The following is a 13,117-nucleotide window of genomic DNA, read 5'->3' on the forward strand; positions in this document are numbered from 1 at the left end:
GTATCTAAGATTAGCAAAAATTAATGAATATTGAGAAATTAATGGATATTAGCAGAAGTTAGCGGACGTTAACAGAAATTTAAAGGTGTTAGCGGACGTTTATTCTGGGGAATAACTCTATGAAAGACACGTTTAAAAAGATATACCAATTAAAGCTTTCAATAAAAGGTATCAGCCCTAAAATCTGGCGACGGATCCAGGTGCCGGAAAATTATACTTTTCTGGACCTTCATAAAGCTATACAGGCCGTAATGGATTGGGAAGATTACCATTTGCATGAATTCGAAATACAAAACCCAAAAACCGGGGAGCTTGACAAAATAGGGGAAGCAGATGACGATTGTGAAACATTCTGTGACCCACTTGTGCCGGAAAATAAAGCCAAGCTCTCTAAATACTTCACTCCGGAAAATAAGTTTGCTCTTTACAGGTATGATTTCGGGGACAACTGGGAGATAAAAGTCCGGTTTGAGGAAGTCCTTCCGAAAAAACAAGGAAGGAAATATCCGGTCTGCACTGCAGGAAAAAGAGCAACAGCCCCTGAGGACATTGGAGGAATACTGGGCTATGAAGAGATGCTCGAGATCCTGAAAGACCCCGAACACGAGGAATACGAACAAACAGTAGCGTGGCTGGGGAAAAATTTCGACCCGGAGTATTTTAACCCAAAAGACATTTCTTTTTGATCTGAGAAAGTTGGAAGCCGGTAAGTATATTCCTATCTAGCCGCAAAAATTTAGATTCAAACTTTTTGTAACTAAAGGAGTTTGAAAAAGCTTTCCAAGCTTTTTCTTGCTGAGACAGGCGACGTCGATTTCTTCATATCAGGAGTTTCGGCGATAATCCTCAGCAACTTCAAATAATGACGAAGTTCATGTTATAACCTTATCTTAAGGCCTTTTATATTCATAATTTTGTCTATTTCAGACTTGTCTTCACTAAAAATAAAACTCTGTTCTTCATGAGCTGTATTTACTAACCAAGGTTTTCCATTCTTATAAAAACTCAAATCTTCGGGTAAATCTGGATACATCCAACTGTAAAGTGAATTTGAAACCTTTTTGACTATTTCTCTGGCTTCCGGGCTGGTATGGTAATGGTAAATATATGCAGTGTGTCCAAGCAGTTTTGTGCCTGCCCATTCCGATTGCTCCTTCATTTCTATTAAATAATCATTTAACTTTTCTAATAAGAACTTAGCATTATCGTTTAAATCTGAGTAGTATTTTTTATGTACAACAAGGATAAATTCATCACATAAATCAAAAGCCAAGTCTACCAAACGCCTATAAACATCATTTTTAGGTTCGGAAATAATACTAATCATAAGTTTCTCCTTCATAAAAGATTCATACACAGATCATATCATGCAAATACAATTAAATTACTAATTATCCAAAGCAATTTTTTTGAATTATACAGAATATCATCTTTGCCAGAATGTCGTGTGTAAAATTATTTAACTGTGGGGCACTTAATTAATTTTCCTTTGTATTTACTTTTGCTGGTTCTTATGTTTTGTCAAGAAAAACTTCTCCAGTAAAACTAAAACCAAAACCTAAAATAACCCAAAAAGTCATTACTTAACAGGGTGAAAAATTATGACCACTGAACTCGAAACTCAGGAATGTTGTCCTCGATTTGACCCCGCCCCCTGGGACGGAAAATTGTTTGAATGGAAAAATAAAAGATTCATCAAGGACTCGGTTACCACACAGTTTTACATGCCTCTGAATTTTGGAGAGGTAATAATGAGGATGAACGAGAAAGTTGCCAGGGCAGGTGCAGAAATGCCGGACTGGCTCTGTTTGTCGGACCACACCTCGGAAAGCAATATGGACCTTTATCTGGCTGTTGATAAAGAAGTGGAAGGCGCCGAAAACGTAACACTGAATGGGAAATTTTTGAGCAAAGTCTATGAGGGAGACTTCGAAAAAACAGCAGAATGGTGCCAGGACTTTGAAGCCTATGCAAAAAGCCAGAGCCTGGAAGTCAAGAAATGGTACATGTGGTATACTACTTGTCCGGCCTGTGCCGAAAAATACGGGAAAAATTATGTAGTGATTATTTCCGAAATAGAATAAAAGTAAAGTAATAATACCGGCGCTTGTTAGCTAGCCCTATCTTGACACACAAACTTTTTCACAAGCTTTTTAAAAAGGTCTGACAGAAAAAGACGTAAAAGCGTGATCACAACCTTGTTGCGAAAAGGATTGACCCAAAACCCTTAGCAATATTTAGGTTTGAGAACCTTATCCCCAAACCCTATAGGCGTGATAAACCGGCGCAACGGTTTCTACAATCTTCTTTTTTTCAGTTGCCTTTAAATCCAATAACCTATCTACTACTCCTGATCGACGTGGCACGGAGAAAACAATTTGAGAAGCCCCTGCATGGGGATAAGGAAAGCCTGCGCTTTGCAACCCCTGAGCCAATTGCCCGTTACAGGGCGCAGCGTTTGAGATGTAAGGTCCTGGCTGACATTAGCTGCGGTATAGGAGGACAAACTGTCTTTTTTGCCCAGCAGTGCGAGCTCGTATATGCAGTAGAAATAGACCCCAAAAAAATCGAGTATGCAAAACAGAACTGTGCAATGTACGGACTTGATAACGTAAAATTCATTTGCGGGGACGCCCTTGACCCGAAAGTCACAGAGCAGATCCCGGCTGTTGATGTGATATTTTCCGATCCTTTCCGGCCGGCCGAAGAAAACGAAAGGCACGTTTCAAGCCTTGAGCCGGGAATTCCGAATGTACTGGCTGCTTACGGTGAAAAAACCCGAAATTTTGCCTTTGAAGCTCCGCCCCAGATGCCGCCGGAACGGATTCTTTTTGACTGCGAAAAAGAGTACATCTCGCTGGACGGGCAGCTCAACCGCCTTACCCTTTACTTCGGAGGGCTAAAGCAGTATGACCGTATAGCTGTGGCTCTGCCTGCAGGCGAAGGGCTGATTCCGAAATACGGACTTCCGCAGGTAAAGGGAACTGATAAAATGAAACTCTGCGCTTATGAGCCAGAACCGTCCGTAGTTGCAGCCGAACTGTTGCCTGAACTTGCAGAATCCATGATGCAGATGGCAGGGCCTCTTATGGGAGGTTTTGAACTTTTCAGAGTTGACAAAAAAAGACTTTTATTGACATCGGATGCCCTGATAAAGCAGTCCATGATCAAAAATCATTATCTGGTGCTAAAAGTCTGCCCATTTGAACCAAAAGAGATCAATAAATTCTTGAAAGGCCAGAATATAGGGAGCGTTGTCCTCAGAGCAGGCGTGAAGCCCGAAGAATACTGGGAAGTGCGAAATACGGTTGAAAAAGGCCTCGAAGGGAATAAAACCGTGCACCTGTTTGTAAAAGATGGAACTGCAATCCTTTGCGAAGTTATCTTTAACGATTGATTGAAAAACAATTGAAAATAATTAAAAAAATGAAAGGAAAGAAAAAGATAGGGAAGAAAAAGATAGGGAAGAAAAAGATAGGGAAGGAATTGCCGGGAATTAAAAACCCGGTATCTTCAGGCTACCTGTAGACTTCCTTTTTTCAGGCTTACCTGTACTTACTTTTTAGGCTTATTTGCAAGCTTCTTTTACGAGTTCAAGCCCACGGGTAAGGGCATCCTGAATTCTTGAAGGATCAGTTCCACCACCCATAGCAAGAGCAGGTTTTCCGCCTCCGCCTCCGCTCACAAGCTTCGACATCTCGCGAACAAGGCTGCCTGCATTGACTCCACAGCTTAAGGCTTTTTGTCCGGCAGAAGCTACGAGTTTAACCCCTTCGGCATCACTTGCCAGAAGAGTTACCACATCTTCATATTTCAGGAGCTCAGTAGCGGTCTTCTGGAGTTCAAGAGAATCGGCTTCGGGAATGAATTCGGCAATAACCTTGAGGCCTGCAACCTCTGAAGCTCCTCCAAGCAGCCTGTAAACCCTGGCACGAGCAATCTCTTCCTTAAGTTTCTCGTTTTCTTTCTTGAGGTCTTTCCATTCCCCAAAGAAACGCTCAACACTTGCAGGAAGCTGCTCTGGGGGCACACTCAGAGTCTTTGCGGAATCGGTCAGGAGAGAGTCTATCTTTTGCATGGCACGTACGGCTGCAACTCCTGCTGCAAACTCAACCCTTTCAACTCCATCCTGGATCCTCTCAGTCCTCAGGATTTTGATCGGGCCGACAACTCCTGTACTGACGCAGTGCGTACCTGCACAGGCCTCAACATCGTCTCCGACCTTTACAACCCTGATTTTTTCTCCCGGAGGCACTCCACCCTGGTAGAGCCCAAAGCCGTATTCCTGCTCGGCTTCAGTCCTTGGCATCCACTCCGTAATAACACGCTTATTTTCCATAACCATGCGGTTTGCCAGGAGCTCTATCTGTTTCAGTTCTTCAGGGGAGATATGTTTGTAATGCGAAAGGTCAAGCCTCGAATGGTCCTCAAACTTCTGGGCACCGGCCTGCCAGATGTGTTTTCCAAGGACTTTTCTGGCTGCATCGTTTACAATATGGGTTGCTGTGTGATGCCTTGCAAGAGTCATCCTGCGCCTTTCGTCTACTTTGCCATTGACAATATCACCTTTGCGGACATCAAGATTCCCATCAGAGTTCTCTACGGTGTGTACTATTACACCGTCATAGACCTGGACGTCCACCACCCTGTATACCGCATACCCGGTAGTGATTGTTCCCATATCTGCAGGCTGCCCTCCGCCTTCAGCATAGAAAAAGGTGTTATCCAGTACTATGTTGTTGTCAAAGACATCCAGAACAACAGCCTCGAATTCCAGGCGTGTGGGTTCATCATAGAAGCTACGCTTTGTCTTCGGAAGGTGTTTAAGCCTATCTGCAAACGGAACGACTTCTTCTTCCTTTTCTTCAGCCTTGTTATGCAGCTCACCAATAATGGAATAGAAGTTGTCAGGGAATTCTACATCCACTCCGATTTCGGATGCTACTTCTTTTGCCATCTCGGGTGGGATTCCGTGGGAATCATAAAGTTCAGTTAACTGGGATAAAGGAATTTTTTCTCCGGTTTTCTTGAAATGAGACGCCGATTTCTGAATGATCCTGCGACCTCTCTCCATTGTATTACGGAACTTCTCTTCTTCGGATTCCAGGATATCCTGTATGACCGGGAAATTTTCCCTGAACTCGGGATACTCCGGCATATTCTGTATGTGCATATCCATAATCTCGGAAAGCGGAGTATGGATATCAAGGTCACCCATCATGCGTAAAGTCCGCCTGAGGACAAGCCTTGCAAGGTACCCTGCCTTGACGTTTGAGGGAATAATCCCGTCTCCAAGCATGAAAGTCAGACAGCGTGTATGGTCAGTAATTGAATAGACTTTCTCTACGGGCTCCATTATAGACGAGAGTTTTTCCACGGTCATTCCGATACTTGAAGCAACCTTTTTCCTGAGTTCCAGAAGGTTTGCCTGTTCACTGACATCCATAAACCCTGCAAGCCGTGCGTTCTGGGCCAGAATATTTGCATATTCGGAATTGTCCAGTTCATGCTCAAGTCCTGCAAGACCCATGAGTTCGTTCACTATGCCAGGGAAAAGTGCGTCATAGATTGTAGGTGAGCCCTTAGAAGCCCAGACAAAACGTTCGAGTCCGTATCCTGTATCCACGATATAGTTATCCATCTTCGAATAGGTCTCACCTTTAATGAGAATGTCACCTTTTTTGTCAGCTTTCAGGTCCATGAAAACAAGGGTAGCAAGCTCAAGCCCGTTCACAAGAACCTCGACACAGGGCCCTGCATTTCCTCCGCCTGCCCAGGGTTCTTCCTTGTAACTTACAGCAAAGGGATCTAACTTAAGTGAACTAAGGAGTTCATCACAGAGTTCCAGGGTGTGTTCCTTCCAGTAAATTTCATGATCTCTTTTATTGAAGGCGTGATGTGCCATCATTTCAAAGGTTGTAAGATGGCGTCCGCTCCTGCCCACCGAATCCAGGTCGTTCAGTCGAATGCAGGGCTGGGAAATCGTGAGGGGGTTTGCAGGTGGGGGAACCTGTCCTGAGGTTACGAAAGGCTGAAAGTCTGCAATGGATGCAATTGTAAGATAAAGGTCATCCCTCCAGCGGGCAACTACAGGATAACGGTTGATCCTTGTGTGCCCTCTTTCCTCAAAGAAGGAGAGGTAATACTCACGCATCTGGGAGATATCAAATTCCCTGGAAAAAACTGGGTTTCCTATAAAGGTATAAGGATCACAGGGCGCATCTCCGCATGTCTTTCTGTCAGGGTCACGTGTCCAGAAGAATTTGCCACATGACTGGCACTGCTTCCGGACGAACCCGTTATTTTTGAAAAATTCAAGTTGATATTCATCTTCAAGCATAACAATCTCTCCGGAGGGTTGGGTTTTGCTCTGCCCTGGTCTATCTGGAAACAAAAGGGGAAATACCCCAACTCAACCGTTTTAAGAAACTTCCGGGCACTTAAAGTGCACATATTATGAAGTTTTTATGGAATTTTGAATTCTTATACGTAATTCGGTTTATTCGTTCGTCAACATTTATATAAATTATAGGGAGACTGGTCTGAAATAATGAAACATCTATAATATGTAAATTATGTGTGAATAATTTGCAACTGGATGTTGCTTTTGCAGCATAAATAACTTACTAACATGGCGAAATATATAATAAGTCTATATTAAAGCAACTTCATACTTATAGACTTTAACCTATTACATAGATTCTACTGAAAAACTTTGTTCCTCATTTTAAAAGGCAGGAGATTATTCTTAATTAAGTAAAAGACAGGCTTTGTATTCGAAAGCTCGTCAAAAATCGGATTAGAAAAAAGATAATTCCTGCATCTTAACTCTTACCTGCATAGAGTTCTTACCTGTATAGAACCACTGTCCTTCCACGTACCTCTATCACAGTGGATCTCGTAGCTGTAGCAATTTCCTCTGCGATAGCCTTTAAATCTTTTCCTTCTTCAGCACTTTTCAATACCCTTACCTTCACAAGCCTGTTAGCTTTTATATGCTTATTCAGTTCTTCAACCAAAGAGTCCGTTATCCCATTCTTTCCGACATTAAGAATAGGAGAAAGCTGATTTGCTTCAGCTTTCAACCTGTACAACTTTTCTTTCTCCATTGCCCTTCCTCATACTAATTTGTAAAATTAATTCCGCCAATGATGAAATATTTATATTATTATATTTTAGATCTTATTATATTTTAGATCTTATTATATTTTATACCTTATTATAGTTTACACTTTACTGTATTTTACAACTTATTATTTTATAAATTATTATATATTACAATTTATTATATTTCATATTGTAGTATATTTTACATTTAATTATATTTTGCATCTTATTATATTCCATGTCTTATTATACTCATATTTTATTATATTTATTACGAAAAAATTATACGATCAATAAATGGAACATTATGAGTCTCTGGAAACTAATTACCACTTACTTGGGAGCTACACGCAACTTACCTGGAGTTATTTACCATTCCTCCAGGTTTCTCCCTTTTCTCATTATCTTCTATATCAACGTTTCCTAGAAAACCGAAAAGCAAGCAGATGAACTTCTGGATTTATAATAAGAACGAATTAAGCTTCGAATTTTAATACAGGCAGTAATTTGGGTTTCACATTGACACATATAACAGGTTAAATTCTATGAAAACTGATCGTAATATAACCTTTCAAACGGGTATAAGCAATAAATTATGTGTAATTAGGTATAAGTTAGGTATAAGCCAGGTATAAAGTTAGGTATAAGTTAGGTATAAGCCAGTTATAAGTTAGGTATAAGCCAGTTATAAGTTAGGTATAAGCCAGTTATAAGTTAGGTATAAGCCAGTTATAAGTTAGGTATAAGCCATGTATAAAGTTAGGTATAAGCCAGGTATAAACTAGTAAAGTTTGCTCAGGATTCTGCGTTTGTTCTTTTTAACTTAATTGAGTTTATCAACTCATTCTGGACTCACAAGAAGAAGATAAAAAGAAAATAAGGATTGTAGGAGAATTTTCGTCTGTAAATTCGTTAAATAATGACTATTTTCCCAATTAGGGAAGAAATAGGACGAAGTTTTCAAATAATTTCGATACCTTTATTAGCAGTTTGGCTCCATAAAGAGCTTAAAAAGCGGACAACGGAAAGCGAACAATAAAAAACAGAACCGATGAACAAAACCTTTTTTCATAAGTTCAGGATGGAGACTATAAAATGAGTTCCAATTTGCTTGATCTTATCCTGTTTTCAGAGAAGAGAAAAGATTTTCTTCTGCTCCTGAAAGAAGGCCCCAAAAGTATTGAAGAGGCACTTGAAAAGCTTCAGGTGCCGAGGACGGCTCTTCTTCCGCAAATAAAGAAGTTAAAAGAGGAGGAGTTGGTAATACATGAAGAAGGAACATATCGGCTCAGTGAGATAGGGGAAATTGTTGTCGAAAAAATGCAGCCACTGGTTGAGACTCTATCAGTATTTGAGAAAAATGAAGAATATTGGGCCGATAGAAAGCTTGCTCCTATACCACCCTATCTTGTAAATAGAATAAATGAGCTTGGAGATTATCGCCTCATAGAACCTGACCTCAGTCATACTTTTGATCTGAACCCGGAACTTTTGAAAAACCTTTCAAAGTCAACCTATACCCACATGCTTTACTCTTATTTCCATCCTCAACTTCCTGCTTTTGTACTCAACCTTGCAAAAAAAGGTATTGAAATTTCCCTTGTTTTGAGTGAAGCAGTATACTTACGGCTTGTAGAAGATTTCAAAGAAGAAGGGAAAGAATTTCTCAAAATGGAAAATTCAAGTCTTTATATTCTGGAAAAAAAAAGAGTGGAAATTCCAGCGCTCATTGCTACCGCTAACAATATAATGACTATGGGATTGTTTAACGAAAGCGGGAGGTTTGACCGTCAATATGTGATAAGTTTCGAACCACAGGCAATAAAATGGGGACAAGAACTGTTCGAATACTACAGAGATATGAGCAGGGAAATAAAATGAAATAAAATAGCAATATATAGACCCGCAGATTACTGAGTGATAAATTATTAATTCCTGAACCATTGAGGTAAAGACTATTGAGATAAAGACCTGAGCCTAAATCAAAAATCAAAAATTGACTTTTGAATCTCTCGTACGAGTTCCTTAGAATAAAGTCAAAACATTGGGATACAAAACCAACTGCAGTCATCGTTATTGCTAACAACGGTTTCGAAGAAACTCAAACCTTCATTTGAGAATATAGAAAAGAAAAACGCTTTATTTTCATAAAGCGTTTATTCCTACTTCTCATGATCTTATCCTTGGTTACATTCCGTAGTTACACCGTCAAATGTATCTGGATTTGCCTCTGCTTCTTCCTTCGTGGCGTGCGTGGTTTGATCCTTGTGAACAGGTGGCGAATAGATCACATAGAATTTTAGAGAACCTGTTTCCAGAGTGTTAATGACATTGTGCTGAGCACCGGCAGGCACAACCACCGCAGACCCGTTACCTACTTCATATTCGTTACCGTTAATTATGCATTTCCCCTGTCCTTCCTCAAAGCGGAAAAACTGGTCATTTCCCTCATGCACTTCCATCCCGATTTCTTCTCCGGGCTTGAGGCTCATAAGTACCAGCTGGCTATACTTTGCAGTATAGAGCACCTTGCGGAAATTGTTATTTTCCAAAGTAGCATTTTCGATATTAATAGAAAATCCTTTCATTTTGTTTTTTGTCTTCTCTGCAGTCTTATATGTTTCCTTACCAGCCGTACAGGGCGCTTCTTTGGAATTTACTGCCACTGCGGCAATTGACAGTAAAAAACAAACTGCCAGCAAAATACCCAGTGTATTTTTAAGACTCATTACCGACTCCCCCAATCCATTTCAACGAACCAATTTTGCAGATGTTAGTTTTTCAGTTCACCCATGTTGGCAAATATATTCGTTTTATCAACAAATCGTCCAATGTACTTTGGTGAAGGTTCTAATAACGTACATTCTATCTTCGTTTTATATCATAGAACATACCAACAAAGGCAATTTCAAGTACATGCAATAAAAGAATTAAATTTATAAAATATAATATTAACAGAAATATAAATAGAGAAAAAAATTAAAATAAAAATTACAAAATTGATTTTTTCTACTCAAGTTTTCCAAAATAGATATAAGAATTATATATTTCACAATATTTCCTCTTCAAAAATATCGCATTTTGACTGGGTTACTAAGTTTGGAGCCTAAGCTCATAAAATGTTTGATTAACCGAGAAAAATCAAGATTACTGTCCTCTAAAAAAGCCTTGAAAATTTTACATAGTAAGGCTGAAAATTCATTCTGGAGTGAGATTACAAACTGAAACTTGAACTAAAGGTTCAGGTTAAAAGATTTTTTGATTGGAGACTATATAAAATTTATATATGCAATGAATTTGGAGAAAATTTTGTCACTTGCAGTAACCTTAAATATTAGGCATGCCTAAATAGCGCAAATCGATAATTAGGTTTGCCTAAAAATAAGAGTAAAAGTATGAAACTGCCAGTTACCTGTCCTGAAAAAGAATGCTGCTGCGGAAAAACAAGATGCACTCCAGGAAAAGGGCTTCCGAAAATTATACTGATAGGAAACCCTAACGTGGGAAAAAGCAGCCTTTTTAATGCCCTCTCCGGAAGTTATACCCTGGTTTCCAATTATCCGGGAACCTCAGTTGAAATCACTCATGGAAAAGCAAGGATTGGAGAAAGGGAATATGAAATCATTGACACACCAGGGATGTATTCCCTGCTCCCTGTAAGTGAAGAAGAAAGGGTCTCTCAGCTTCTGCTCTTTGAGGAAAAGGCTTCGGTTTACCTCCATGTTGTAGATGCCCGAAACCTCAGACGCATGCTTTCTTTCACCCTTCAGCTACTTGAAGCCGAGCTTCCTCTCATCCTTGTCCTGAATATGATGGATGAGGCTGAAGAAAGGGGAATTGAAATCAATATACCTGAGCTCAGCCGTTCCCTGGGAATTCCGGTTATAGGAACCATTTCAAGCGAAGAAAAAGGGATAGAAGAGCTTAAAGCTGCAATTTCAGAGTTTACCCTGGAAAACAATGCGCAAAAGTTCAGGCAAAAACTTGACTACGGCTCGGAAATTGAACCATGTATCGAAGCAGTTGAAGGTCTTCTTGAACCTTCAGAAGACGCCGAAATCTCAACCGGAATCTCAAGAAGAGCAATCTCACTCCTGATGCTCCAGGAAGACAGGACAGCTTTTGAATACCTGCGCAGAGCTGAAAAAACACCAGGATATTGGGATGAAAGCCATGAAAAAAACTCTGAAGAAATCAGGAAACTTGCGAAAGCTGCCTCAAAGATAACTGAAGTCCCTCTTTCCTATCTATTCACTCTGAAGCGCCAGGAACATGTAAACGGAATAGTAGAACAGGTAATGGAGATCCCTGAGAAAAGCAAGAACAAAAGTAGTGGGAAAAACGGAAAAATAAGAGCACAAGACGATACTGGAAAGAAAGGAAGTAAAACGCAGAACAGCAATCTCGATTTTTCCGAGAAAATCGACAGTATTCTCATTCACCCTGTACTTGGGATACCTGCGTTGTTTTTAATCCTGTACTTCGGACTCTATCTGTTCGTAGGCGTATTTGCAGCGGGAACCGTTGTTGACTATCTGGAAAATACGGTTTTCGGAGGATACATAAACCCCTTTGTAACTGCAAAGTTTATATCGCTTGTACCCTATCCGGCTCTTCAGGACCTTTTTGTAGGAGAATACGGGATTTTTACCCAGGCTGTAACATATGCAATTGCCCTTATACTTCCGATAGTGGGAGCATTTTTCCTTGTGTTTTCAATTATTGAAGATACCGGATATCTTCCAAGGCTGGGACTGCTCCTGGATAGCATGTTTAAGAAAATAGGGCTCAGCGGGAGGGCAGTAATCCCAATGGTACTCGGATTTGGCTGTTCCACGATGGCTACGATGGTTACCCGTACCCTTGAAACAAAGAGGGAAAGGCTTATTGCAAATGTCCTGCTGGCTCTTGCAATTCCCTGTTCGGCACAGCTAGGTATTATTCTTTCAATCCTTTCGGGAAATCCCGAGAGCCTTCTTATCTGGTTTATAGTAATATTACTGGAGTTCGTCCTGATAGGTTTTCTGGCTTCCAGAGTCCTGCCAGGAGAAGCTCCTACCTTCATACTTGAAATGCCCCCTCTCAGGAAACCAAAGCTTTCGAATATACTGGTTAAAACTTACTCCAGAATGCACTGGTATTTCCTTGAAGTTCTGCCCCTATTTGTACTGGCAAGTGTCCTGATCTGGATAGGCAGGCTAACCGGCCTTTTTGCTCTTGCCCTGAAAATCATAGAATACCCGACAGTCTGGATAGGCCTGCCTCCTGATGCAGCTGATATCTTCCTTTTCGGCTTTTTCAGGAGAGATTTCGGGGCAGCCGGACTTTATGGAATGCATGATTCCGGATTACTGACAGGTGTGCAGCTCGTAGTTGCAGCCATTACTCTTACCCTTTTCATGCCCTGTATAGCTCAGTTCATGATGACAATAAAAGAAAGGGGTTTTAAGACAGCCCTTGCAATTTCAGGCTTTATATTCCCATTTGCATTTCTTACAGGTTTCATTGTAAACACCATACTGAAGGCTCTGGGGGTGAGCCTGTGAAATGTCCACTCTGCGGAAACGAGTTTGAGAAAGCTGATGAAAAAAAGTGTACCGGCTGCGGGAAACTCCACAGCTGCAACAAGCAATGCTGTCCTAACTGCGGATATGAACTTGTAAAAGAAGCAAAGATAATTCAATCCATAAGGAAGTTATTCAAATGGTAACCGGAAACTCACATTTACCCATGAAAACTACAACTCTCTGCGCAATGGAACCCAGAAACACCGGAAAAATTGACCACCTTGAAACGAAGAATCCGGGAATTTTACAAAAATTAATGGCTATGGGTATCCTTCCAGGCATGCCTATTACCCTACTCAGAAAGTCTCCCTCATATCTTTTCGAGGTAGACCAGACCAGATATGCTGTTGATAGGGAAATTGCGAACCATATTTATGTCAGTTGTTGACTAACTTGCTAATGAAGGAACGTGGGGGGCTATAAAAAGGAATAAATTAAGAAAC

At 40.6% G+C, this 13,117-nt stretch carries 12 protein-coding genes; 8 read left to right on the top strand and 4 right to left on the bottom strand.

Features of this window, described 5'->3' with window-relative positions:
- The first annotated feature begins 119 nt into the window (after positions 1-119).
- Complete coding sequence (locus MSBR3_RS12010; protein ID WP_048108399.1) at positions 120-686, top strand: plasmid pRiA4b ORF-3 family protein; 567 nt, start codon at positions 120-122, stop codon at positions 684-686.
- Positions 687-877: 191 nt separating this feature from the next.
- Here MSBR3_RS12010 and MSBR3_RS12015 read toward each other — a convergent pair whose 3' ends face one another.
- Positions 878-1,327, bottom strand: coding sequence for a hypothetical protein (locus tag MSBR3_RS12015; RefSeq protein ID WP_052723394.1), 450 nt, complete (start codon positions 1,325-1,327; stop codon positions 878-880).
- 274 nt (positions 1,328-1,601) lie between these two features.
- Between MSBR3_RS12015 and MSBR3_RS12020 the strand changes: the two genes are divergently transcribed.
- From MSBR3_RS12020 to MSBR3_RS21485, 3 genes are all read left to right on the top strand, one after another.
- Positions 1,602-2,084: a hydrolase gene (locus tag MSBR3_RS12020; protein WP_048108401.1), complete on the top strand. Its 483-nt coding sequence runs from the start codon at positions 1,602-1,604 to the stop codon at positions 2,082-2,084.
- Positions 2,085-2,317: 233 nt separating this feature from the next.
- Positions 2,318-3,397, top strand: a complete 1,080-nt coding sequence (locus MSBR3_RS12025) for a class I SAM-dependent methyltransferase (RefSeq protein WP_080942290.1) — start codon at positions 2,318-2,320, stop codon at positions 3,395-3,397.
- Positions 3,394-3,528, top strand: a complete 135-nt coding sequence (locus MSBR3_RS21485; protein ID WP_268989082.1) for a hypothetical protein — start codon at positions 3,394-3,396, stop codon at positions 3,526-3,528. Before MSBR3_RS12025 ends, MSBR3_RS21485 begins: the two co-directional genes overlap by 4 nt.
- Positions 3,529-3,568: 40 nt before the next feature.
- On the opposite strand, the gene alaS is transcribed toward MSBR3_RS21485, so the two are convergent.
- Together alaS and MSBR3_RS12035 are read right to left on the bottom strand one after the other, a co-directional pair.
- Positions 3,569-6,340: an alanine--tRNA ligase gene (alaS, locus tag MSBR3_RS12030; RefSeq protein WP_048110442.1), complete on the bottom strand. Its 2,772-nt coding sequence runs from the start codon at positions 6,338-6,340 to the stop codon at positions 3,569-3,571.
- A 508-nt stretch (positions 6,341-6,848) separates the two neighbouring features.
- On the bottom strand, positions 6,849-7,109 hold the full coding sequence (locus tag MSBR3_RS12035) for a YhbY family RNA-binding protein (protein ID WP_048108405.1): 261 nt from the start codon (positions 7,107-7,109) through the stop codon (positions 6,849-6,851).
- A gap of 1,093 nt (positions 7,110-8,202) precedes the next feature.
- Here MSBR3_RS12035 and MSBR3_RS12040 point away from each other — a divergent pair.
- On the top strand, positions 8,203-8,988 hold the full coding sequence (locus MSBR3_RS12040) for a helix-turn-helix transcriptional regulator (RefSeq protein WP_048108406.1): 786 nt from the start codon (positions 8,203-8,205) through the stop codon (positions 8,986-8,988).
- Between the two features lie 296 nt (positions 8,989-9,284).
- Here the strand turns inward: MSBR3_RS12040 and MSBR3_RS12045 are convergent, their stop codons facing one another.
- Positions 9,285-9,836 carry a cupin domain-containing protein gene (locus MSBR3_RS12045; RefSeq protein WP_230627429.1) on the bottom strand — a complete coding sequence of 184 codons (552 nt, stop codon included), beginning with the start codon at positions 9,834-9,836 and terminating at the stop codon, positions 9,285-9,287.
- A gap of 666 nt (positions 9,837-10,502) precedes the next feature.
- Between MSBR3_RS12045 and feoB the strand changes: the two genes are divergently transcribed.
- From feoB to MSBR3_RS12055, 3 genes are read left to right on the top strand one after another with little or no spacing between them, the layout of a single operon-like run.
- Positions 10,503-12,653, top strand: a complete 2,151-nt coding sequence (gene feoB, locus MSBR3_RS12050) for a ferrous iron transport protein B (protein WP_052723395.1) — start codon at positions 10,503-10,505, stop codon at positions 12,651-12,653.
- A complete protein-coding gene (locus MSBR3_RS20680; protein ID WP_170943328.1) occupies positions 12,650-12,817 on the top strand; it encodes a toprim domain-containing protein in 168 nt (55 codons plus the stop codon). The genes feoB and MSBR3_RS20680 overlap by 4 nt, the downstream gene beginning before the upstream one ends.
- Positions 12,811-13,062: a FeoA family protein gene (locus MSBR3_RS12055; protein ID WP_080942291.1), complete on the top strand. Its 252-nt coding sequence runs from the start codon at positions 12,811-12,813 to the stop codon at positions 13,060-13,062. Before MSBR3_RS20680 ends, MSBR3_RS12055 begins: the two co-directional genes overlap by 7 nt.
- The last annotated feature ends 55 nt before the right edge of the window (positions 13,063-13,117 follow it).

The organism is Methanosarcina barkeri 3, assembly GCF_000970305.1.
Classification (GTDB): domain Archaea; phylum Halobacteriota; class Methanosarcinia; order Methanosarcinales; family Methanosarcinaceae; genus Methanosarcina; species Methanosarcina barkeri_A.